The organism is Bacillus sp. RC251, assembly GCF_044908765.1.
Lineage (GTDB): Bacteria > Bacillota > Bacilli > Bacillales > Bacillaceae_G > Bacillus_A > Bacillus_A wiedmannii.
Map to the genome: position 1 here is coordinate 366999 of NZ_JBIYDP010000001.1, position 22246 is coordinate 389244.

Here is a 22246-nt window from a genome sequence, read left to right on the forward strand (position 1 = left end):
CTATGTCTATGAAAATCAGTGAGAAAAAATTTAATGATCGCGTTGGCGATGGAATTCAAGATTCTTTTATGCGCGGAGCAGTATCTTCTGCGCAAACGCGCTTATATACGAATCGCTTAAAAGCAGCGGAAGAATTAGGAAACTGGGAAGAGTGGCGTGAACTAGGTGAACAAATTCGCCAACATACGTTAGAAAATCTTGATTATTACTTAATGCAGTTAAGTGAAAATGTATCAAAAAGAGGCGGACATGTGTACTTTGCGAAAACGAAAGAGGAAGCAGCAAAGTATATTCAAGACGTTGCAAAAAAGAAACAAGCGAAGAAAGTTGTAAAATCAAAATCAATGGTAACTGAAGAAATTAGTATGAATCATGCCCTTGAAGAGATTGGTTGTGAAGTGTTAGAAAGTGACTTAGGAGAGTATATCTTGCAAGTAGATAACGATCCACCTTCACATATTATTGCGCCCGCACTTCATAAAAACAGAACGCAAATTCGTGATGTATTTAAAGAGAAGCTTGGCTATGAAAATTCTGATGATCCATATGAAATGACAAAGTTTGTTCGTAAACAACTTCGTGAGAAATTTATGGATGCAGAAATTGGTGTGACAGGTTGTAACTTTGCAGTTGCAAATACTGGCTCTCTTTGTTTAGTAACGAATGAAGGTAATGCCGATCTTGTTATGTCGATTCCGAAAACTCAAATTGCAGTAATGGGTATGGAACGTATGGTTCCGACAATGGAAGAATTAGATGTTTTAGTTGGTTTACTATGTCGTAGTGCAGTAGGGCAAAAATTAACAAGTTATGTAACTGTAGCGGGACCAATCCAAGAAGAGGAAGTAGATGGACCAGAAGAATTCCACTTAGTTGTTGTTGATAATGGCCGCTCTCAAATTCTTGGGTCTGAATTCCGTTCAGTATTGCAATGTATTCGTTGTGCTGCTTGTGTTAACGTATGTCCTGTATATCGTCACGTTGGTGGACATTCGTATGGTTCTATATACTCAGGACCAATCGGTGCGGTATTAACACCACTTTTAGGTGGATACGATGATTACAAAGAGCTTCCATATGCCTCTAGTTTATGCGGAGCGTGTACAGAAGCTTGTCCAGTAAAAATACCATTGCATGATTTATTATTAAAACATCGTCAAGTAATTGTTGAGCAAGAAGGACGTGCACCACTTGCAGAAAAATTAGCAATGAAAATGTTTAGTATGGGTGCATCTTCAGCAGCTTTATATAAAATGGGATCAAAAATGGCGCCAGCAGCAATGAGTCCATTTACATCGGGCAACCGTGTATCAAAAGGTGTTGGGCCACTTAAAAACTGGACAGATATTCGTGAATTCCCGGCTCCAAGTAAAGAACGATTCCGTGATTGGTATAAAGATCATAAGAAAGGCGGGGACAAATAATGACAGGATTAATTCAAAACCGTGAGTCCTTTCTAGATAATATTGCAAAAGAACTTGGACGTGAGCGGAAAACGGAAGGCGTAAAGCGTCCAGCATGGAAAAGTAATGTGAATGTAGAAACGCTAAAAGATTATTCAAAAGAAGAATTGTTAGAAGTATTTAAAAATCAATGTACAAACATTCATACAACTGTAGTGGAAACGACAAACGACCGTTTACGTGAAGATATTCAAAAAGTAATCGTGGAAAACGGCGGGGGACCTATTATGTTATCGGCAGACGAACGTTTTGATTCTTATGGATTGACTTCTTTATTTAAAGAAGAGCTTCCAAAGCAAAATGTTGAAGTGAATGTATGGGATCCTGAGAAAAAAGAAGAGAATATGCGTATCGCAGAAAGAGCGAATATTGGAATCGCATTTAGTGATTATACTTTAGCTGAATCTGGTACGATTGTTGTACAAAGTCATAAAGGCCAAGGTCGTTCTTTACACTTTTTACCGACTGTATACTTTGCTATTATTCCACGTGAAACACTTGTGCCTCGTATTACACAAGCAGTTCAGGATATGAACACACGTGTAGAAAATGGCGAGGCAGTAGCATCTTGTATTAACTTTATTACAGGACCTAGTAACTCGGCAGATATTGAAATGAATCTTGTTGTCGGAGTACACGGACCATTAAAAGCAGTATATTTCATCGTATAAAAGAGGGGAAAGCAGGCCAGAAAATGGCCTGCTTTTTTAATAGAATAGAAATAATATGGAGTAGAATTTCTCTCCTTTTTTTGCTATGTTCTTCTGGAAAGGAGAGGAAGGGATGTTCACTTATTTATATGCATTGTTAGTGGGGATGGTGTTTGGTTCTTTTTTTATGTTAATTGCGATGAGAGTACCACTTGGTGAGTCTATCATTATCCCGCGTTCACATTGTCATTATTGTAAGTATGTGCTAAAGCCAAAAGAATTGATTCCAATCATTTCTTTTTGTATACAAAGAGGACGTTGTACGAATTGTAAGAGGAAAATTTCAATTTTGTACGTAGTATTTGAACTTGTAACAGGAATGATGTTTCTTCTTACTGTATATATGATTGGGGTGGAACGGGAGCTTATCATCATTTTATCGCTTTTTTCTCTCCTTCTTATTATTTCAGTTACAGATTACATATATATGTTAATCCCCAATCGTATTTTAGCTTGGTTTGCCTGTTTACTCATTTTAGAATGTGTTTTTGTGCCGTTAGTGACTTGGACAGATAGTATAGTTGGTAGTGGCGTTATATTCATTTTGTTATATTGCATGCAAAAGATATATCCAGAAGGGCTTGGTGGAGGAGATATAAAATTACTTTCGTTACTTGGATTTATAGTGGGACTGAAAGGGATTTTTATGATCTTATTTTTAGCATCTTGCTTTAGTCTTTGTTTCTTTGGAGTTGGTATAGTATTAAAACGTATGAAAATGAGGAGCCAAATTCCGTTCGGTCCTTTTATTAGCCTTGGGGCAATATGTTATATGTTGTTCACGTATACAAAATAGAGAGAGGATAGAACATGAATGTATATATGGATGATCAAAGAAGTTGTCCGTACGGGTATGTGCCCGCCACTACAGTAGAATGTGCCTTGCAAATGGTTCGGGATTATGATGTGAATATTCTTTCCCTTGATTTTAATATGGGATGGGGGAAAAGAAATGGATTAGATTTTGTAGAGGCTTTTTGTAAAGAGGGTTTATATGTAAATGAAATTCACCTTCATACGAATGATGTCATCGGTATGCACAAGATGAAACAGAGAATTAATAAGGGAAAGGAAGAAGGCGAAATTAATCGGCACCTTGTTGTTAAATATGTGGGGAGCTAAAAACTCCAAAGTTTTACTTTGGAGTTTTTAATGTTTCATATGTGCTTGTAACGGAATGATTTCTTCTTGTTGAGCCGCTACTAATTCAGTTTCTTCTTGTTTCACGTCAGGTACTTTCTTTGTTAAGTAATGGTATACCATGCCGACAAAGACGGACCCGCCAATAATGTTACCGATTGTAACTGGAATTAAGTTATGAATAGCACCTGCAAAAGAAATTGTCTCCGGATGCGGTGAAACTAAAGATAGAGCAAACAGTGATAAGTTTGCAATGCTATGCTCGTAACCAGATAAGAAGAATGTGAAAACGAGTAGCATCATCATCATAATTTTTGCTGTATCACCTTTAACTTGAGAAGGTAAGAAACACGCAAGACATACAAGCCAGTTACATAAAATTGCTTTAAAGAATAATTGCATTGTAGGTGTATTCATTTTTCCTTCTACTACTTTATTCATGAAATGGCCGTGATCAATTGCTTCGAAAATTCCAGTTGCATAAAATAGTAAGGCAAAGAATAAAGCGCCAGCTAAATTCCCTGCATAACAAGCGACCCAGTTACGAAGTGTATCAGAAATCGTTGTTTCTTTTCTTAAAGTTGCTACAGTAAAGTACATTGTGTTTCCAGTAAACAATTCAGCACCGCCATATATAATAAGTACGAGGGCAATTCCGAAAAACATAGAAGCAGCTAAATAAGTTGCCGGTGAATCTGCAATGTGAAAAAAGTTACCTAATTTAAAACATAGTACAATAATAAAACCGATATAAATACCCGCAAGTGCGGCACGAATGAAATATTGCATCGGGTTTGTATCTAGCATTTGTTTTTTGCTCTTAGCCAGTTTGACAACATAATCTATTCCTTGCTCTAGCATGAGTAATACGCTCCTTTAGTACATCATCTATAAATACTCCTTATATGAATAAAGTACATGGAATTGTTCTTAGTTTCAATAAGTTTGTGCAATGTTTCACAAAAAGGACATACATATATTAAGAAAACGCTTACAAATGGTAGTATAATAGAATTTTTTCTGGACATTGAGAGGGGAAGGGAAAAAGAAAAAGCGCTGTAATTACAGCGCTTTTTCGTCTAAATTCTTTTCTACTTTTACTTCTACTTCTTTCGAGAAGAACCAACCGCCAACTGCGATTCCGACTAATATAATCCAGAATGTAAGCTTCCATAGTGTAGATTCTGGGAATGAATGCGGAATTACATTTAATGCAGGGTGTGCTAATGTATAAACTGCTAGTTTCACACCAACCCAACCTACAATTAAGAATGCTGCAGTTTCAAGTCCTGGTTTACGTTTTAAGATTTGTACGAAAGCAGTTGCTGCAAATCTCATGATGATTAACCCGATAAGTCCACCTACAAAGATAACAACGAATTGCCCAGTATCAAGACTACCAATTGTACCTAATCCTGTTTTTGGTAAAGTCATTGCTAACGCAACTGCAGCTAAAATTGAATCAACTGCGAAGGCGATATCAGCAACCTCAACTTTAAATACAGTCCACCAAAAGTTCTCTTGTTTTTTCTTTGCTTCTTTTTCTTCTGTTTCTTCATCCGTATTCTTTTTAACATACGTTTTAAATAAGTGATTACCAGCTATAAACATAAGGTAAATGGCACCGATTGCTTGCACTTGCCATACGTCGACTAAGAACGAGATCATAAATAACGATCCGAATCGGAAAACAAATGCCCCCGCTAATCCGTAAAATAATGCTTTCTTTCGTTTTTCTTCTGGTAAATGTTTTACCATAATTGCAAGAACGAGAGCGTTATCAGCCGCTAAAATCCCCTCTAGTGCAATTAGGATGAGTAATACCCAACCATACTCCAATAATAATGATACATCCATGTACATTCTCCTCTCATTTCTATAAGTACTAAATAAGTGAAGAATTTCCCCACTATTTAGTTTCCCCATACTCCTGCCTATTAACTTTGGAAGAATTTGGAAATTAATACAAAAAAGACCTCTGCCGTTAATAGGCAAAGGTCTTGCTAGACATATGTAATGAAAATGCCAACAAAGCCGGAAGAACTAAGTTCTACGTAATGACGACTTTGTTTCCAAGAAATATTCTTGGACGCTACTCCCCTTTGGAGATATGCTATTGTACTCTCATTATATGGATAATGTATACGGTTGTCAACCTGTTAAAATATCTTCATTCGGATATTTTATTTTTCGGTTCTTTTTACGTGCAAATGAAAAAGCCAATGTTAAAGGTCCCATTTTCCCAAAAAACATCATAAAGATGATAATAGCTTTTCCGATCATAGTTAAGTGTGGTGTGAAATTCATACTGAGACCGACAGTCCCAAATGCTGAAAATACTTCGAAAGCACTTATCAATAGAGGAACTCGCTCAGTAATACTTAAAATTAAAATAGCAAAAAAGATAAATGAAATGGAAATAATAGTGATGGTCAATGCTTTGACAATGAGAGTATCTTTAATAGATTTTTTAAAAACGACAATATCATCTTGTTCTTGTAAAAATTTAAATACCCCAAAAAACATGATTAAAAATGTTGTTAACTTAATTCCACCGCCGGTTGAAGCACTACCAGCGCCAATAAACATAAGGAGCATCATTAATAGTAGGGAAGGCTTTGATAATGCAGAAATATCAACTGTATTAAACCCGGCAGTACGAGTTGAAACCGCCTGGAAATAAGCGGCCATTCCTTCTTCAAATGGGGTAAATCCTCTCATAGAAAGGGAATTGTGGAACTCGAATATAAAAATAAAAACAGTCGCAATAATATTGACGATTAGAGTAGAAGAGAGCATAAGTTTTGAGTGTAATGTAAGGTTTTTAAAATTTTTCTTTCTTTTTATATCTACGATTACTGTAAAACCAATTCCACCTAAAATAATGAGGGAGGAAATAACGAGATTGACAAGAATGCTATGAGAATGGGACATTAAATTATCGCTCCACACAGAAAAACCAGCATTGTTAAAAGCAGAGATCGAATGAAAAAAGCTATAATAGATCCCTTTAGCAATCCCGTATTTTGGTACCCATTCAAAAGAAAGAATCAAAGTAGCGATACATTCGACTGTAAAAGAGAATAAAAATAATGCTTTGGCAAGACGAATGACACCACCAATGTTCGTTTGGTTTAACGCTTGTTGCAGTAAAATTCGGTTTTGAAGACCAATTTTTCTGCCGAGCATAATCGCAATTAAAACGGCAAAGCTCATAATGCCAAGTCCCCCTACTTGTATAAGCGTTAAAATGACACACTGTCCAAACAAAGTAAATACTTTTCCGGTGTCTACAACACCAAGCCCAGTAACAGTACAAGCAGAAACTGTTGTAAATAAAGCGTCGATCCATGAAATAGAAGTTGTTGTAGCAATTGGTAGTTTTAATAAGCATGTACCGATAACTGATAACATAATAAAAGACAAAGTAAGAACACGGGGAGGACTCATGCTAATATTAATCCGTTTCATGTCACATATCGTTCCTTTCAGTTTGCTCTTACTAGTATGTGAAAAAGCACGATTATGTATGTTAAAAATAGAAAGAGGCAGAGAATATCTGCCTCTAAGCCATAGGTTATTGTATTATCCACGTAATTGTTGTTGAGCTAAAGCGACTAGTCGTTTCGTTACTTCACCGCCAACTGAACCGTTAGAACGAGATGCTGTATTAGAACCTAAGCTAACACCGAATTCTTGTGCGATTTCATATTTAAATTGTTCAAGCGCTTGTTCTGCACCTGGAACTAGTAATTTGTTTGTTTTTACCATGTTGATACACATCCTTATGAGTAGTCCAATTCAGCTAAATACTTATCTAAACTGGTAACGTTATTTTATGTGGAAACGACGTACTCATACGCGGAAGTAATCGGTGTGATTAGAAGTTATTGGATAGAAAAAAGAGTAGCAAATTTGCTACTCTTTTTTCAGTATTGTCGCTGTACCTTCCACGACAATATCACCGGATTGATTATATATGTTTGTTTGCAACGTAATGATTTTTTTATCGTCTCGTTTTTTAATGACTTCTGCCACAACGCGAAGTGTATCACCGATTTTGACAGGAGCACGGAATGAAACGTTTTGAGATAAATAAATCGTGTTTTTGCCAGGGAGTTTCGTTCCAAGAATCGTCGAAATGAAACTGGAAACGAGCATGCCATGAGCAATACGTTCTTTAAACATTGTCGTTTTTGCAAAAGAATCTAAAATATGAATAGGATTCACATCTCCAGTTAATTTTGCAAAATTAATAACGTCCTCATCCGTAATAGTTTTTGTAAGGGATGCTTGATCACCGACTTGAATCTCATCATAACGAAGCTCCGGAACAGTTTGTGCTTCTTGAAATGGATTCATTTTGGCCTCCTTCTTTTCCATATCGAAAAATGCTAGCCATCTTGATGTAGTAGGAGGAAGAAAGAGTTTTGTTTGTGCTGCAGTTAGCTCCCACATTTTTCTTACTTGATGGAAGTAAATAAATTTTTTGAGTTTTCCTCGAACTGCTTTGCGAGTTCTAGTTGTTTGGACTTGAACTCTCCCAAAAAAACTTCTAACTGTTTTTGAACCTCTTCACGTTGTAATTGTTGTTGTTCAATAAATTGTTTTGTTGTTTCTTCAAATTGACCGCTAGTTTGAGTAAGAATAGACAAAGATGTTTTCGTAGGAGAAACAGTCAGTTGGTGCATTTGATTAGAAAGTTCATTCCATTTCCCTTGCCACTCGTTAATTTGATCATTTAAGGAGTTTCCAGTTAATTGCTTCACGTAATCTGTATATTGGTTATTGAACTGAGCAGTGAATTGTTGTAGTTCTTTTTCTAGTTCATCTACTCCTGATGTTAATTTATGCAAAGCGTCTTGTTGTTGTTTTAAAGTTTCTAAAGTAAGTTGCTCTAATTGTTTCCCAGCTGAAGAGAAGAGGGAAAGAGATTGAGACCAGTTTTTCCAAAATGCATCGACTAATTCGTATGGCTTAGTTTCCATTGTTTGACCTCCAAATGTTTTTTTGCATATTGTGAACGCAGATTACTCTGCTGTACCACCAGGTGAAGATGAAGAATCCTTTTCATCCTTTTCTGGAGAAGTAGAAAATGGAAAGAATGCATTGGTGTATAACGTAAAAAACGTCCGCAACATATTTTGATAATGTTCAAAAGAAGTTGCACATGTTGTTAAATATTGCTCTCCATATTCTGTTAAAGAATAAATTCGTTTCGCTGGCCCGCCTTCACTTGTATCCCAAGTGGAAGAAATGAGATTTTCTTTTTCTAACTTGCGCAATGTTCTATACACATTACCTTGGTCAACAGAAGAAAAGCCGATGTCCATTAGCATTTGAATGAGTTTGTAACCATGAAGACTCCAGTCTTTTAGACAGAGAAGTAAGAAAGGAACTAAGAAGTTTTTGGGCATGGAGTTTGGTTGTTTCGCTTGGTTTTTTTCCAAACTTTCTGGGTGTTCTGGTTCATTATGTAGCATGATTGTGCATCACCTCATGAATCAGTTAGATGGAATTTTTTTGCTTATAAGTGCAATTTACACCTATCTGTTTTTAATGTCAACACATTTATTGGAAAATAAAGAAAAATAAAATATAGACTTGAAGTTTTATTCAGAATATTAGAAAATAGTGAATAGGTTGAATTGTTTCAAAAACGAAAAAGGGAGTGTAGTCGAAGTGATTGATCAAAAATTCGATCCATTGCAAGCATGGAAAAATGCTTATGAACAAACCGAAACATTTTGGGGAAAAGCGCTCAATGAAACAATTAAAACAGAAGAATATTCTGCTTGGATGGGCAGCGTTCTAGATTTGAATTTGTTTTATCAAAAAGCATTAAATGATACGACAAAAAATTATTTAGAACAGGTGAATGTGCCGACGAGAGAGGATATCGCTAGAGTAGCTACGCTTGTTATCAATTTAGAAAATAAAGTTGATAACATTGAGGAAATTCTAGAAGAGAAAGTGGATTCATTAGGACAAGCTCCTACATTAAAGCGTGATGTTACGAAAGTAAAACAAGATATTCGCACGCTAGAAACGAAAGTTGATCAAATTTTAGAGTTACTAGAAAAGCAAAATGCAGTACTAGCGAAACTACAAGTACCTGCAAAAGAAGAAGTAAAACCTGCGAATAAGCCGGAAAATAAAAAATGATAATAGCGTTTGTTTATAACGTGTAAAAGGGAAAGGGAGAATCTCTTTTTCATGTATAAACAACGAAACATAATTAATATATGGACTCTATTCATATGAGTACCAAAATGATTCATAACAATCGTTCACAAATTCATTTAAGGGGGAAAAGAAATGGTTCAATTAAATGGCAAAGTAGCAATCGTAACAGGTGGGGCAAAAGGAATTGGAAAAGCAATTACAGTAGCATTAGCACAAGAGGGAGCAAAAGTAGTTATTAACTATAACAGCAGTAAAGAAGCAGCTGAAAACTTAGTAAATGAATTAGGAAAAGAAGGACATGACGTTTATGCAGTTCAAGCGGATGTTTCGAAAGTAGAAGATGCAAACAGACTTGTAGAAGAAGCTGTGAATCATTTTGGTAAAGTTGATATTCTTGTTAATAATGCTGGTATTACAAGAGATCGTACATTCAAAAAATTAAATCGTGAAGATTGGGAGCGCGTAATTGACGTGAACTTGAGCAGTGTATTTAATACAACAAGCGCGGTACTTCCATACATATCGGAAGCAGAAGAAGGAAGAATCATTAGTATTTCTTCTATTATTGGCCAAGCTGGTGGATTTGGACAAACAAACTACTCTGCAGCAAAAGCAGGTATGTTAGGATTTACAAAATCATTAGCATTAGAGCTTGCAAAAACAAATGTAACTGTAAATGCAATTTGCCCAGGATTTATTGATACTGAAATGGTAGCAGAAGTACCAGAAGAAGTACGTCAAAAAATCGTTGCGAAAATCCCGAAAAAACGTTTTGGTCAAGCTGATGAAATTGCAAAAGGTGTAGTATACCTATGCCGTGACGGTGCATATATCACAGGTCAGCAATTAAACATTAACGGTGGATTATACATGTAATGAATTGAGAAAAAAGTGCATATCCATAGCAGGAATGCACTTCTTTTTTTAGAAATAAATCGACCGAAAAGGAGATAGAAAAATGACTACATTCGTAACGGAATGGGAAAAGCAATTGGAGTTGTACCCAGAAGAATATCGTAAAGCATATCGCCGTGTGAAAAGAGCGAGCGAAGTTTTATTACGCGAACCAGAACCACAAGTTGGTTTAACACCAAAAGAAGTTATTTGGACGAAGAATAAAACGAAGCTGTATCGTTACATTCCAAAACAAGAAAAAACACAGAGAGTTCCAATCTTATTAATATACGCGCTTATTAATAAACCGTATATTATGGATTTAACTCCAGGAAATAGTTTAGTGGAATATTTAGTAGATCGTGGTTTTGATGTGTATATGCTTGATTGGGGCACATTTGGTTTAGAAGATAGTCATTTGAAATTTGATGATTTCGTGTTTGATTATATTGCAAAAGCAGTGAAGAAAGTAATGAGAACTGCGAAATCGGACGAGATTTCTTTACTTGGTTATTGCATGGGTGGAACGCTAACTTCTATTTATGCAGCACTTCATCCACACATGCCAATTCGCAACTTAATCTTTATGACAAGTCCTTTTGATTTCTCTGAAACAGGATTATACGGTCCTTTATTAGATGAGAAATACTTCAATTTAGATAAAGCGGTTGATACATTCGGAAATATTCCGCCAGAAATGATTGATTTCGGAAATAAGATGTTAAAACCAATTACAAACTTTGTAGGTCCATATGTCGCTTTACTTGATCGTTCAGAAAATGAGCGCTTCGTCGAAAGCTGGAAATTAGTTCAAAAGTGGGTTGGTGACGGTATTCCATTCCCAGGTGAATCGTATAGACAATGGATTCGTGATTTTTATCAAAATAATAAATTAGTGAAAGGTGAACTCGTTATTCGTGGACAAAAGGTAGACCTTGCAAATATTAAGGCGAATGTCTTAAATATTTCTGCGAAACGTGATCATATCGCCCTGCCATGCCAAGTAGAAGCTTTGCTAGACCATATTTCTAGCACAGATAAACAATATGTTTGTTTACCAACGGGACATATGTCGATCGTTTACGGTGGAACAGCGGTAAAACAAACATATCCGACGGTTGGAAATTGGCTGGAGGAGCGTTCTAATTAAAAATAAAAAATCCAACTAGCGTATGTTAGTTGGATTTTTTTATGGGAAATAACAAAAGATAGAAAGGAGAAATTTATATTTTAGGAGTATAATTATGAAACTTATGACTGGTAAGTTGTTTTGGAATACAGGAGTTTCTATACCTTGTTATCCATCATTAGAAAATGATATGATATGTGATGTGCTTGTAGTCGGAAGCGGAGAAGCAGGTGCTCATATAGCATATTCGTTAGCAAAAATTGGAATGCGTATTACGCTCATTGAAAAACGAGCAATCGCATGTGGTAGCACAGCTGCTAATACAGGTTTACTACAATTTCTTCATGATAAATCGCTAACCTCACTTATCCATACATTTGGTGAAAAAAAGGGGGTACGAGCATATAAGCTTTGTTACGAAGCGCTACGAACAATGGAGCAAGTTGTACCGACTCTCGATATTGATCCCCAGTTTATTCCGCGAAGTAGTTTGTATTATGCAAGTAGAAATGAGGATGTATCGTTTTTACAAGAAGAATATAATACGTTACGCCATTATGGATTCCCGGTTGAATATTTTACCGATTCACATATGAAGAAGAAGTATTCATTTATAAAACAAGCAGCGTTATATACGCATGGTGATGCCGAAGTGAATCCGTATTTATTAGCGCATAGCCTTTTGCATAAAGCAAATCAAATGGGAGCTACTATACTTGAGCATACAGAGGCCATACATATAAAAAAACGCCAAAATGATTTAATTTGTTACACGAAAACAGGAAATCAAATTGTAGCAAAGAATATTATTATGGCGACAGGTTATGAAGCACTTTTCGGAAAGAAAGAAAAAAATACAACGGTGGAAACATCATATGCAGTGGTGACAAATAAGGTAGATTCATTTGAAGGCTGGCATGAACAATCATTAATTTGGGAAACAGCACGGCCTTACTTATATTTTCGAACGTATCAAAATCGTATTATTGTAGGCGGATTAGATGAAGCGATGCAAATTCAAACAATTGGTGATACGAAATTATTGCATAAGCGTGATATCCTTATTAACATTGTAAAAGAGATGTTCCCGCAGTATAAGAATATACAGGCAGAGTACTATTGGGCGGCAGCATTTGGCGGTAGTCATGATGGTCTCCCTATTTTAAAAGAAGACAAAGAGATACATAATTTATTTTACGCATTGCCGTATGGAGGTAATGGAACTGTGTATGGAATGGTATTTGCCAAATTATTTGAGCAGTTATTTACAAATAAAGAAAGTGAAGATTTTTCTTTATTTAATCGATAGAAAAAAAGGTAGCGAAGTGATGGAATGAGAGATATAAAAAAGTTTTTACAAAAATTACGTCCTGTACAACTCATTGTTTTGTTTTATTTATTAGCAGTAGTTGTATCGGTGATATTGCTTAGTTTCCCGTTTGTTACGAAGTCTGGTGTGAAATGGACATTTATCGATGCCCTCTTTACATCTGTTAGTGCGGTAAGTGTTACGGGACTGTCTGTTGTTACGATTTCAGATACATTTACTACGGCAGGAATTATTATGTTAGCCCTTATTTTACAATTAGGTGGCTTAGGAATTATGGCACTTGGTACATTTGTTTGGATTATAACGGGGAAAAAGATCGGTTTGCAGAGAAGAAGACTCATTATGGCAGACCATAATCAAGGGAATTTATCAGGCCTTGTAGAACTGATGCGTTCTATTTTAATTGTAATTATTTCGATAGAACTTATCGGAGCGATACTATTAGGTACAAGATTTCTACTTTATTTTCCAACTTGGCAAGAAGCTTATTTTCACGGTTTCTTTGCCGCTGTTAGTGCAACTACGAACGGCGGATTTGATTTAACTGGACAATCATTAATTCCGTACAAAAAAGATTATATTGTGCAAATGATTCATATGTTACTTATTATTTTAGGAGCGATTGGCTTCCCGGTGTTAATGGAAATAAAGCAATTCTTTAGTAAAAGGCGACAGCAACTATTCCGCTTTTCGTTATTTACAAAATTGACGACAACAACATTTTTTGCCCTCGTTATCGTTGGAACCATTATGATTTTTTTACTAGAACGAAATCAATTTTTAGCAGGAAAGTCATGGCATGAAACAGTTTTCTATACATTATTCCAATCTGTGACGACGCGAAGCGGTGGACTTGCTACAATGGATATACGTGAATTGTCACAACCGACGCTTTTATTTATGAGTATATTAATGTTTATAGGGGCATCTCCAAGTTCGGTTGGGGGCGGAATACGTACAACAACATTTGCTGTTAGTATATTATCGTTATACACTTTTGCAAGAGGCGGAAGAACGGTTAGAGTCTTCAAACGCCAGTTACATGAAGAAGACGTGCTAAAAGCATCTGTCGTTATGACGATGGGGATTTTATTATGTGCCACAGCACTCTTTATTTTATCTATTACGGAAAATGTACCGCTTATGAGTTTAATTGTTGAAGTGTGTTCTGCTTTCGGAACGACAGGGCTATCGACAGGTATTACGCCAGATTTAACAACTGTTGGTAAACTTGTACTCATTGTACTTATGTTTATTGGGCGTGTCGGTATTTTAACATTTATACTGGCTAGTGGGGGAAGAGAACAGCCACCTCGCTATAAATACCCGAAAGAGAGAATTATTATTGGATAGTATGAAACCATTCTACCTATGTGAGGTAGAATGGTTTTTTAGTCGTTAATGCCAAATTGCGGATGCATAAAAGCCTCATTCTTATTATCCACTTCTTTTTTTAGCAACTCTTGATTTTCTTCTGAAATCCACCCAATATCATTTGTAGGATGAATCCATTCTTCTCCAGCCATAATGGCAGGGTCTACTTCATCAGTCCAATTGTGAAGTGGACTATTCTCGGAATCATATTTACTGTCTCCGATTACGACGTCATATTGATTTATGAAAGGTTGTTGCATCTTCTTTCCTGTTCCTTTAAAAGATGGGAAATTCATTTGATGCGGGAGCGTTTCATCTAAAATTGGTGACTGGATTTTATCTTTCTTCTTCAAAATAATCGCCCCTTTTCTAATGTTTTTTTCATAGGTAGTATTTCCATCTAGCGGCTTTATGTACTTGTTAACACTTGCCAGTAATAATTATTTAATGTTGTTTCAAACTAGAGTAGAAAGTGAATTCTTGAGAGCAGGTGAATGTATTGGTAAAAAGAAAAGTAAAACAAAATGCGGCAATCAACAATAATAAAACTCCGAAAGAAAGCTTACCAGATGCAGAATTTGCATTAGAGTATGAAGGAGAAAATAGCGCGAAGTATGCAAATCGTAATTCAAAAAAAGGTAAACAAAAATGAGGCGTTTTTTACAAACGCCTCATTTTTTTGTGGGATTATAAAGGTTTTTTTAATTATTTGTAAATTTAGTGTTCATTATTAGCAGAAAAATGCGAAAAAACATAGAAGTAGCAACGTATTACACAAAAACAAACAACAAACAAAAGATTAATGTTGGTTTAATACTGCTTTTACACTAGTTGTTTATATTAGAGTTGTACATAAGATTTATAAAAGGAGAGAGAGACAGTGAAAAAAACAATCTTTAAAGCTGTAGCAACTGGAATGGTATTTTCGTTATTAATGGGGTGTGGTGCAAAGAAAGAAGAAAGTGCTGGGGCAAAAGTAAAGGATGATAAATTATCTGGATCATTAACTGTTTACACAGCGATTGAAGAAGAACTTGTACCAATTTATCTTGATTCTTTTAAAAAGAAATATCCAGATGTGAAACTGAACATTGTTCGTGATTCAACTGGAGTTATTACAGCGAAATTGCTAGCTGAAGGAAAAAATACACAAGCAGATGTTGTATGGGGAACAGCAGCGTCTAGTCTATTAGCTTTAGATAAAAAAGATATGTTAAAAGGATACTCTCCAAAAGGAGCGGATCGTGTTCTTCCGCAATTTAAAGATGATAAGCAACCAGAAAAATGGGTAGGTAATACGGCATTTATGACGGGGATTGCTATAAATAAAGAAGAATTAAAGAAGAAAAATTTACCGATGCCAGAATCATACGAAGATTTAACGAAACCAGAATATAAAGGAACGCTTGTTATGCCACATCCAGCTTCTTCTGGGACAGGATTTTTAACAGTTTCTGCATGGTTACAAATTATGGGTGAAGATAAAGGCTGGGATTACATGAAGAAACTTCATGATAATATGGCAACTTATACTCATTCAGGTTCAAAACCAGCGAAATTAGCAGGCGCAGGTGAATATCCAGTTGGCGTATCAATGGTTTATAGTGCTTTGAAAGAGAAACAAAAAGGTGCACCAGTTGAAGTTGTATTGCCGAAAGAAGGATTAGGTTGGGAAGTAGAAGCGAACGCACTTATTAAAAAAGATAATGCAAAAAATGAAAAATTAGCGCAAGCATTTTTAGATTGGGCAATTACTGATGATGTAATGAAGTTATACTTCGAGAAAAATGGATTCGCGACAATTAAAAATGATTATAAACTTCCAGATGGATTCCCTAAAGATGTGACAGAAAAGTTATACAAAAAGAATGACTTTAAATGGGCAGCAGAAAATCGTGACAAAATTTTAGAAAAATGGGAAAAAGAGTTTGGCCAAAAAGCAGAACCGAAAAAGTAAGTGAGTGGGAGAGAGAAAAAATGAGCGAATATTTATCAATTCAACACATTCAAAAACAGTTTGATGCATTTACAGCGTTAAAAGATATTTCTTTTACTGTGAAAAAAAATGAGTTTGTATGTTTATTAGGCCCAAGTGGTTGTGGGAAAACAACATTGCTTCGAATTTTAGCAGGGCTAGAAGAGGCAACAACAGGTAGTATCGCTGTGGATGGAAAAGATATTACAGCATTACCTCCTGGAAAGAGGAATTTCGGAATGGTGTTTCAATCGTATGCATTATTTCCGAATTTAACAGCACTTGAAAACATTGAATATGGCTTAAAGACAAAAAAATATGGAAAAGCAGAAGTAAAAGAGAAAGCGCTAGAGGCGTTAGAACTTGTAGATTTGCTGAATGTAAAAGATAAATATCCTGCTCAAATGTCTGGTGGACAACAGCAGCGAGTAGCACTTGCACGTGCGCTCGCTCTGTCTCCGGATATTTTGTTACTCGATGAGCCATTATCTGCTTTAGATGCAAAAGTGCGTGAAAAGTTACGTAGAGAAATGCGTGATTTGCAAGAAAAAGTAGGAGTAACAACTATTATGGTTACGCATGATCAAGAAGAGGCATTAACGATGGCCGATAAAATTGTTGTAATGAATCATGCGGAAATTATGCAGATTGGCACACCAGAGGAGATTTATCAAAGACCAGCCAATCCATTTGTGGCAGATTTTATTGGTTCTATTAATTTCTTTTCGAAAAACGATGAAGAACATGCAATTCGTCCTGAGCATGTAACAGTTGTACAAAAGGATGGTATTAAAACGGTTGTGGAAAGCATGGAATTTCGCGGATCTGTATATCGGACGGAAGTGCGGGTCGTAGAAGAAAAAACACATCTTTATAACGAGAAAATTGTAGTGGATATATTGGCATCAGAAGTAGAAGCAACCGCAATTAGAAAAGGAAAGCCGATTCAAATCTCTTTCTCAGAAAATCATATGTTGTCATATGGAAAGAAGGTCATTGTATAGATGGAGATGTTAGAAGATTTTAAGGTAGAAAGTACGAAAAAAAAGATTAAGAGACGTATCGGTAAAGAAGAGTGGATACAAAGACTATTAATTATTGGTATGCTTCTCGCGTTTTTGATCATGCTTGTATTACCTCTATTACAATTGTTTTCACAAGCTTTTTATGATAAAGATGGAGCTTTCATTGGTGTTGCGAATTTCAGTAAATATTTCACAACACCAACGCTAGTTCAATCATTACAAAATACGATATGGATTTCGGGTGCGACAACAATTATTGCAGTGACACTTGCTTTCGCTTACGCCTATACGATCGCTCGTACGAATGTGTTTGGAAAGCGTGTATTTCAATATATTGCGTTGTTACCATTATTCGCACCAACGATGATGCATGGTATCGCACTTACATATTTATTTGGTAATCAAGGGTTAGTAACGAAAGGAATGTTTGGTTTGTTTGAAGGGATACAAATCCCTTTATATGGACCAGTAGGAATTGTAATGGCTGAAGTCATGTATACATTTCCGCAAGCATTTCTTATATTATTAATTGCTTTTCAAGGCTCTGATTATCGTTTATATGAAGCTTCTAATATGTTAGGAGCGAGTAAAACAAAGCAATTTTTCACTGTTACTTTACCTAGTGTAAAGTACGGATTAATTAGTGCGATGTTCGTTGTGTTTACACTTAGTTTCACTGATTTTGGGGCACCAAAAATTGTTGGTGGGCAATATAATGTACTTGCTACTGACGTATATAAGCAAGTAATTGGGCAGCAAAATATGCCGATGGGTGCAACTGTCGGAATGATTTTATTAATCCCAGCTATATTTGCCTTTGCAGTTGATCGCATTACGCAAAGAAAGCAGGCGAATCTCTTATCTTCCAAATCAGTACCTTACAGAATAATAAATAATAAGAAACGAGATGTTATTTCGTTCGTATATTGTAGCGTAGTAACGCTTATGATCATTCTATTATTTGTGGCAGTTGGTATTGCTGCAAGTGTGAAAGTATGGCCATATAATATGAGCTTTACATTTGAGCATTTTAATTTTTCCAGTTTAACAGGAGATGGACTTGAAGCATTTAAAAATAGCGTAATTGTTTCAGCAATTACTGCGGTTATTGGAGCGGTTTTAACATTTATGTTCGCTTATGCGATTGAGAAAATAGATCAGCTACAATTTTTCCGAAAAGCAGGTTACTTTTTCTCTATCGTCCCTTTAGCGATACCAGGTTTAGTACTTGGGTTAGGCTACGTCTTCTTCTTTAGTCAACCAACAATACAAATCTTTGGACTTTCCGTAACGAATCCGTTCCATTCTCTATACGGAACAATTGCTGTGCTAGTACTAGTCAATATCATTCATTTTTATTCTGTAACATTTGTTACGGCAACGACAGCTTTAAAGAAATTAGATCGAGAGTTTGAACTTGTTTCACAGTCGATGGGGATACCGTTTTATAAAACATTTTTTCGAGTTACGGTACCGATGTGTTTACCAGCCATTTTAGAAATGGTAATGTACTACTTCGTAAATTCAATGGTAACTGTCTCAGCAGTTGTATTCCTGTATGCAGCTGATTTTAAACTAGCTGCCGTATCAATTGTAAATATGGACGATGCAGGAAATGTAGCACCAGCAGCTGCAATGAGTGTACTTATTGTTGTTACAAATATTGTAGTGAGAGTTGTATATGAATGGGGAACGAAAGCACTTCGTAACCGAACGTCACAATGGCAAAAAAGATAAAGTGAAACTTTAATCAGTGGGGGGGGTGTTCCTCCCCCACTGATTATTAGTTGAACCAATCGGGCGTTTACGGGCAGTTGATCTCCCACTTAACTTTTTTGCTCCAGCCGAATTTTGAGGGGGAAATCTTACTGCCCGTTAACGCGGGATAAATAAGAAGGGTGATGGATTGGATGAAAGTAGAAGCAGTTATTTTTGATTGGGCAGGTACAACAGTTGATTACGGATGTTTTGCACCACTGGAAGTATTTATGGAGATTTTCCATAAACGTGGTGTGGCAATTACTGCAGAAGAAGCCCGTAAGCCAATGGGATTATTGAAAATTGATCATGTTAGGGCATTAACAGAGATGCCTCGTATTGCGAGTGAGTGGAATCGTATTTTCGGACAATTACCAACAGAAGCAGACATTCAGGAGATGTATGAAGAATTCGAAAAGATTCTCTTCGCTATTTTACCGCGCTATGCGTCGCCGATTAATGGAGTAAAAGAAGTGATTGCTTCTTTACGTGAAAGAGGAATTAAAATTGGTTCAACGACTGGTTATACGAGAGAAATGATGGATATTGTAGCAAAAGAAGCAGCACTACAAGGGTATAAACCTGATTTTCTTGTAACACCAGATGATGTTCCAGCAGGTCGTCCGTATCCGTGGATGTGCTATAAAAATGCGATGGAGCTTGGTGTATATCCAATGAATCATATGATAAAAGTTGGAGACACAGTATCAGATATGAAAGAGGGAAGAAATGCTGGTATGTGGACAGTGGGTGTAATTCTCGGCAGTAGCGAACTCGGCTTAACTGAAGAGGAAGTGGAGAATATGGATCCGGTAGAACTTCGTGAAAAAATAGAAGTAGTTCGCAATCGTTTCGTTGAAAATGGGGCGCACTTTACGATAGAAACGATGCAGGAACTCGAAAACGTAATGGAACATATCGAGAAACAAGAACTTATTATTTCATAAAAGGGGAATAGGATCATGACTGAAAATCACTATTTATTATTAACGCCTGGACCATTAACAACAACCAAAACAGTAAAAGAAGTTATGTTATACGATTGGTGTACGTGGGATGCTGAATATAACAAAATGGTACAAGAGGTAAGAGCTAAGCTTGTATCGTTAGCAACGAAGGAAAAAGAGACATATACAACTGTTCTCATGCAAGGAAGCGGTACGTTTTCAGTTGAAGCAGTGATTGGATCTGTCGTTCCTAAAAATGGAAAGCTGCTCGTATGTACAAATGGTGCGTATGGTAAGCGAATTGTACAAATGGCAGAGATGTTACATATAGATGTGGTGGTCAGTCAAACAGAAGAGTGGGAGCCCACTAATATTGCAGCAGTAGAAAAGATATTGCAACGAGATAAAGAGATTACACATATTGCAGTTGTTCATTGTGAAACAACAACAGGTATTATCAATCCAATTGTAGATGTATGTAAATTAGGGAAGCAATACGGAAAAGTAACACTGGTTGATGCAATGAGTAGTTTTGGTGGTATTGAAATAGATATCGCTGAGTTGCAAATTGACTTTCTAATTAGTAGTGCGAATAAATGTATTCAAGGGGTTCCTGGATTTGGCTTTGTTATTGCGAAGCGCGATGAATTGGTGAAATGTAAAGGGCAGGCACGTTCATTATCATTAGACTTATTTGATCAGTGGGAAACGATGGAACATCAAAATGGGAAATGGCGTTTTACGTCACCTACACATGTTGTACACGCTTTTTATCAAGCACTACTTGAATTAGAAAAAGAGGGCGGAGTAGAAGCACGTTACAATCGATATTATAACAATCAAAAAATATTAGTGAATAGAATGAGAGAAATCGGATTTAAGCCACTAGTAGATGAAAAATATCAATCGCCTATTATTACATCCTTCATTTATCCAGAAGAGGGGTTCGATTTTGGGCAGTTATATAATGAATTAAAGTGTGATGGGTTTGTTATTTATCCAGGTAAAATTTCAAAAGTAGATACATTCCGCATTGGAAATATCGGTGATGTACATGAGGCAGATATCAATCGCTTAGTTGATAGTATCGCTAAAGGAGTTGTTATAGGTTGAAAGTATTTTGCTTAGGTGGAGCAGGTAAAATTTGTCGTGAAGCAATTTTAGATTTAGTGCAATTTTCATCTTTTGAGGCGATTACAGTAGCTGATTTTAATGAAGAAGAGGGCCTGAAAGTAGTAGAATGGCTCAACGATCCTCGTGTTGATTTTGTGAAAGTAGATGTAACGAATCACGAGGATACGGTTGCAAAAATGAAAGGTTATGACATTGTAATGGACGGTACGACAATTAAGTTAAATGGATTGTCTACTCGATGTATTGCAGAAGCAGGTTGTCACGGTGTGAATTTGAATGGATTTGGTGAAGAAAATGAATTTCATTCTATATTTGCTCAAAATGAAAAAACGTGTTTACCTGGTTTTGGTATGACGCCAGGTGTAACGCAAATGATGGCAATGCATGCAGCAAATCAGCTAGATACTGTAGAGTCAGTACGTGTAAGTCATGGCTCGTACCGTCCAATTGCTTTTTCTGCATCAATTACAGAAACAACGACATATGAATATGATCCACATTTACCATCGCGTACAGTATATGAAGATGGTGAGTTTAAGCAAGTACCGCCGTTTGCGCGTCCGAGAGAAATTGATTTACCGGCGCCTTATGGTAAGGAAACGCAGTATATAATACCGCATTCTGAAACGATTACGTTAGCAAAAGCACTAGAAAATAAAGGGGTCAAACTGATAGAGACGAGAGGAACTTGGCCAAAGCAAAATATGCAGCTCGTACGTGCTTTATATGATTATGGTATATTGCGTAATGATCGAGTTGACATAAATGGGAAAGAAATTGGCATTATGGATTGTATTTCGAAGTATTTATTGCAATCGAAAGAAGGGCAAGAAACAGAAATTTACGGTTATGCGCTTCATGTAGAAGTAATAGGTATGAAAAATAATGAGAAACAAAGGCACGTATTATATCATACACACCCGTTATCTGATGGTTCTGTTGTAGGATGGGAAAAATTAAGAGCTTATACGAGAAACGTCGGTATTCCATTTGGGATTGCTACAGAGTTAATCGCAAAAGGGAGTGTAAACAAAGTTGGTGTTGTGACACCGGAGGAAGCTTTTGTAAATCCACAAATTATTTTTGATGAACTAAAAAAGCGTGGTATTCATATTCATGAAGAAGTTTTCACTGAAAAAGAAAGTTATAACTTTGTATAAGTAAGGCAGTGTATGAGGTAG

At 36.2% G+C, this 22246-nt stretch carries 24 protein-coding genes and 1 riboswitch; of the genes, 16 read left to right on the forward strand and 8 right to left on the reverse strand.

Annotation, left to right across the window (positions count from 1 at the left end; genetic code table 11):
- Positions 1–2 precede the first annotated feature (2 nt).
- The 4 genes from ABH961_RS01895 to ABH961_RS01910 all read left to right on the forward strand — a co-directional run bounded on the left by ABH961_RS01895 (position 3) and on the right by ABH961_RS01910 (position 3295).
- Positions 3–1424 (forward strand): LutB/LldF family L-lactate oxidation iron-sulfur protein, encoded by a 1422-nt coding sequence (locus tag ABH961_RS01895; protein ID WP_000061936.1) that lies wholly within the window; start codon positions 3–5, stop codon positions 1422–1424.
- A complete protein-coding gene (locus tag ABH961_RS01900; protein ID WP_000147203.1) occupies positions 1424–2134 on the forward strand; it encodes a LutC/YkgG family protein in 711 nt (236 codons plus the stop codon). Before ABH961_RS01895 ends, ABH961_RS01900 begins: the two co-directional genes overlap by 1 nt.
- A gap of 112 nt (positions 2135–2246) precedes the next feature.
- Positions 2247–2969, forward strand: coding sequence for a prepilin peptidase (locus tag ABH961_RS01905; protein WP_098077823.1), 723 nt, complete (start codon positions 2247–2249; stop codon positions 2967–2969).
- 14 nt (positions 2970–2983) lie between these two features.
- A complete protein-coding gene (locus ABH961_RS01910) occupies positions 2984–3295 on the forward strand; it encodes a cyclic-phosphate processing receiver domain-containing protein (protein WP_098077826.1) in 312 nt (103 codons plus the stop codon).
- 27 nt (positions 3296–3322) lie between these two features.
- On the opposite strand, the gene ABH961_RS01915 is transcribed toward ABH961_RS01910, so the two are convergent.
- The 7 genes from ABH961_RS01915 to phaQ all read right to left on the reverse strand — a co-directional run bounded on the left by ABH961_RS01915 (position 3323) and on the right by phaQ (position 8796).
- Positions 3323–4174, reverse strand: a complete 852-nt coding sequence (locus ABH961_RS01915; RefSeq protein ID WP_048545034.1) for a formate/nitrite transporter family protein — start codon at positions 4172–4174, stop codon at positions 3323–3325.
- A gap of 201 nt (positions 4175–4375) precedes the next feature.
- Complete coding sequence (locus ABH961_RS01920; RefSeq protein WP_048545033.1) at positions 4376–5170, reverse strand: TerC family protein; 795 nt, start codon at positions 5168–5170, stop codon at positions 4376–4378.
- Between the two features lie 90 nt (positions 5171–5260).
- Positions 5261–5426, reverse strand: a riboswitch (yybP-ykoY riboswitch).
- A gap of 38 nt (positions 5427–5464) precedes the next feature.
- Entirely contained in the window at positions 5465–6784 is a 1320-nt protein-coding gene (locus ABH961_RS01925) for a TrkH family potassium uptake protein (protein WP_048545032.1), read from the reverse strand.
- A 114-nt stretch (positions 6785–6898) separates the two neighbouring features.
- Positions 6899–7084: an alpha/beta-type small acid-soluble spore protein gene (locus ABH961_RS01930; protein ID WP_000241212.1), complete on the reverse strand. Its 186-nt coding sequence runs from the start codon at positions 7082–7084 to the stop codon at positions 6899–6901.
- 147 nt (positions 7085–7231) lie between these two features.
- Positions 7232–7675, reverse strand: a complete 444-nt coding sequence (locus ABH961_RS01935) for a MaoC family dehydratase (protein WP_001067917.1) — start codon at positions 7673–7675, stop codon at positions 7232–7234.
- Between the two features lie 101 nt (positions 7676–7776).
- Positions 7777–8301, reverse strand: a complete 525-nt coding sequence (phaP, locus tag ABH961_RS01940; protein WP_000448583.1) for a polyhydroxyalkanoic acid inclusion protein PhaP — start codon at positions 8299–8301, stop codon at positions 7777–7779.
- A gap of 42 nt (positions 8302–8343) precedes the next feature.
- Positions 8344–8796: a poly-beta-hydroxybutyrate-responsive repressor gene (gene phaQ, locus ABH961_RS01945; protein ID WP_000903018.1), complete on the reverse strand. Its 453-nt coding sequence runs from the start codon at positions 8794–8796 to the stop codon at positions 8344–8346.
- 199 nt (positions 8797–8995) lie between these two features.
- On the opposite strand from phaQ, the gene phaR reads away from it, so the two are divergent.
- The 5 genes from phaR (at position 8996) to ABH961_RS01970 (ending at position 14205) form a co-directional block, all read left to right on the forward strand.
- A complete protein-coding gene (gene phaR / locus ABH961_RS01950; RefSeq protein WP_000566954.1) occupies positions 8996–9478 on the forward strand; it encodes a polyhydroxyalkanoic acid synthase subunit PhaR in 483 nt (160 codons plus the stop codon).
- 153 nt (positions 9479–9631) lie between these two features.
- Entirely contained in the window at positions 9632–10375 is a 744-nt protein-coding gene (locus tag ABH961_RS01955) for an acetoacetyl-CoA reductase (RefSeq protein WP_000250411.1), read from the forward strand.
- Between the two features lie 82 nt (positions 10376–10457).
- A complete protein-coding gene (gene phaC, locus ABH961_RS01960; protein WP_000206842.1) occupies positions 10458–11543 on the forward strand; it encodes a class III poly(R)-hydroxyalkanoic acid synthase subunit PhaC in 1086 nt (361 codons plus the stop codon).
- Between the two features lie 94 nt (positions 11544–11637).
- Entirely contained in the window at positions 11638–12831 is a 1194-nt protein-coding gene (locus ABH961_RS01965) for an NAD(P)/FAD-dependent oxidoreductase (protein ID WP_098047509.1), read from the forward strand.
- Between the two features lie 24 nt (positions 12832–12855).
- Positions 12856–14205 (forward strand): TrkH family potassium uptake protein, encoded by a 1350-nt coding sequence (locus tag ABH961_RS01970; RefSeq protein ID WP_001204694.1) that lies wholly within the window; start codon positions 12856–12858, stop codon positions 14203–14205.
- Between the two features lie 38 nt (positions 14206–14243).
- On the opposite strand, the gene ABH961_RS01975 is transcribed toward ABH961_RS01970, so the two are convergent.
- The gene (locus tag ABH961_RS01975) at positions 14244–14579 is read right to left on the reverse strand and encodes a DUF3905 domain-containing protein (RefSeq protein WP_000725963.1); all 336 of its coding nucleotides are present in this window, start codon (positions 14577–14579) and stop codon (positions 14244–14246) included.
- A 146-nt stretch (positions 14580–14725) separates the two neighbouring features.
- On the opposite strand from ABH961_RS01975, the gene ABH961_RS01980 reads away from it, so the two are divergent.
- The 7 genes from ABH961_RS01980 (at position 14726) to ABH961_RS02010 (ending at position 22225) form a co-directional block, all read left to right on the forward strand.
- The gene (locus ABH961_RS01980) at positions 14726–14878 is read left to right on the forward strand and encodes a hypothetical protein (protein ID WP_000240799.1); all 153 of its coding nucleotides are present in this window, start codon (positions 14726–14728) and stop codon (positions 14876–14878) included.
- A 228-nt stretch (positions 14879–15106) separates the two neighbouring features.
- Complete coding sequence (locus ABH961_RS01985; RefSeq protein WP_000750887.1) at positions 15107–16183, forward strand: putative 2-aminoethylphosphonate ABC transporter substrate-binding protein; 1077 nt, start codon at positions 15107–15109, stop codon at positions 16181–16183.
- Positions 16184–16203: 20 nt separating this feature from the next.
- Positions 16204–17205 carry a putative 2-aminoethylphosphonate ABC transporter ATP-binding protein gene (locus ABH961_RS01990; RefSeq protein ID WP_048545027.1) on the forward strand — a complete coding sequence of 334 codons (1002 nt, stop codon included), beginning with the start codon at positions 16204–16206 and terminating at the stop codon, positions 17203–17205.
- Positions 17206–18963: a putative 2-aminoethylphosphonate ABC transporter permease subunit gene (locus ABH961_RS01995; protein ID WP_141501639.1), complete on the forward strand. Its 1758-nt coding sequence runs from the start codon at positions 17206–17208 to the stop codon at positions 18961–18963.
- Positions 18964–19136: 173 nt separating this feature from the next.
- The gene (gene phnX / locus ABH961_RS02000; protein WP_048545023.1) at positions 19137–19931 is read left to right on the forward strand and encodes a phosphonoacetaldehyde hydrolase; all 795 of its coding nucleotides are present in this window, start codon (positions 19137–19139) and stop codon (positions 19929–19931) included.
- 15 nt (positions 19932–19946) lie between these two features.
- Positions 19947–21044 (forward strand): 2-aminoethylphosphonate--pyruvate transaminase, encoded by a 1098-nt coding sequence (gene phnW / locus ABH961_RS02005; protein ID WP_000138234.1) that lies wholly within the window; start codon positions 19947–19949, stop codon positions 21042–21044.
- Complete coding sequence (locus tag ABH961_RS02010) at positions 21041–22225, forward strand: saccharopine dehydrogenase family protein (protein ID WP_048545019.1); 1185 nt, start codon at positions 21041–21043, stop codon at positions 22223–22225. Before phnW ends, ABH961_RS02010 begins: the two co-directional genes overlap by 4 nt.
- The last annotated feature ends 21 nt before the right edge of the window (positions 22226–22246 follow it).

Coding starts and splice junctions, on each gene's coding strand:
- ABH961_RS01895 (WP_000061936.1), top strand. CDS start 3: ATGTCTATGAAAATCAGTGAGAAAAAATTTAATGATCGCGTTGGCGAT.
- ABH961_RS01900 (WP_000147203.1), top strand. CDS start 1,424: ATGACAGGATTAATTCAAAACCGTGAGTCCTTTCTAGATAATATTGCA.
- ABH961_RS01905 (WP_098077823.1), top strand. CDS start 2,247: ATGTTCACTTATTTATATGCATTGTTAGTGGGGATGGTGTTTGGTTCT.
- ABH961_RS01910 (WP_098077826.1), top strand. CDS start 2,984: ATGAATGTATATATGGATGATCAAAGAAGTTGTCCGTACGGGTATGTG.
- ABH961_RS01915 (WP_048545034.1), bottom strand. CDS start 4,174: ATGCTAGAGCAAGGAATAGATTATGTTGTCAAACTGGCTAAGAGCAAA.
- ABH961_RS01920 (WP_048545033.1), bottom strand. CDS start 5,170: ATGGATGTATCATTATTATTGGAGTATGGTTGGGTATTACTCATCCTA.
- ABH961_RS01925 (WP_048545032.1), bottom strand. CDS start 6,784: ATGAAACGGATTAATATTAGCATGAGTCCTCCCCGTGTTCTTACTTTG.
- ABH961_RS01930 (WP_000241212.1), bottom strand. CDS start 7,084: ATGGTAAAAACAAACAAATTACTAGTTCCAGGTGCAGAACAAGCGCTT.
- ABH961_RS01935 (WP_001067917.1), bottom strand. CDS start 7,675: ATGAATCCATTTCAAGAAGCACAAACTGTTCCGGAGCTTCGTTATGAT.
- phaP (WP_000448583.1), bottom strand. CDS start 8,301: ATGGAAACTAAGCCATACGAATTAGTCGATGCATTTTGGAAAAACTGG.
- phaQ (WP_000903018.1), bottom strand. CDS start 8,796: ATGCTACATAATGAACCAGAACACCCAGAAAGTTTGGAAAAAAACCAA.
- ABH961_RS01955 (WP_000250411.1), top strand. CDS start 9,632: ATGGTTCAATTAAATGGCAAAGTAGCAATCGTAACAGGTGGGGCAAAA.
- phaC (WP_000206842.1), top strand. CDS start 10,458: ATGACTACATTCGTAACGGAATGGGAAAAGCAATTGGAGTTGTACCCA.
- ABH961_RS01965 (WP_098047509.1), top strand. CDS start 11,638: ATGAAACTTATGACTGGTAAGTTGTTTTGGAATACAGGAGTTTCTATA.
- ABH961_RS01970 (WP_001204694.1), top strand. CDS start 12,856: ATGAGAGATATAAAAAAGTTTTTACAAAAATTACGTCCTGTACAACTC.
- ABH961_RS01990 (WP_048545027.1), top strand. CDS start 16,204: ATGAGCGAATATTTATCAATTCAACACATTCAAAAACAGTTTGATGCA.
- ABH961_RS01995 (WP_141501639.1), top strand. CDS start 17,206: ATGGAGATGTTAGAAGATTTTAAGGTAGAAAGTACGAAAAAAAAGATT.
- phnX (WP_048545023.1), top strand. CDS start 19,137: ATGAAAGTAGAAGCAGTTATTTTTGATTGGGCAGGTACAACAGTTGAT.
- phnW (WP_000138234.1), top strand. CDS start 19,947: ATGACTGAAAATCACTATTTATTATTAACGCCTGGACCATTAACAACA.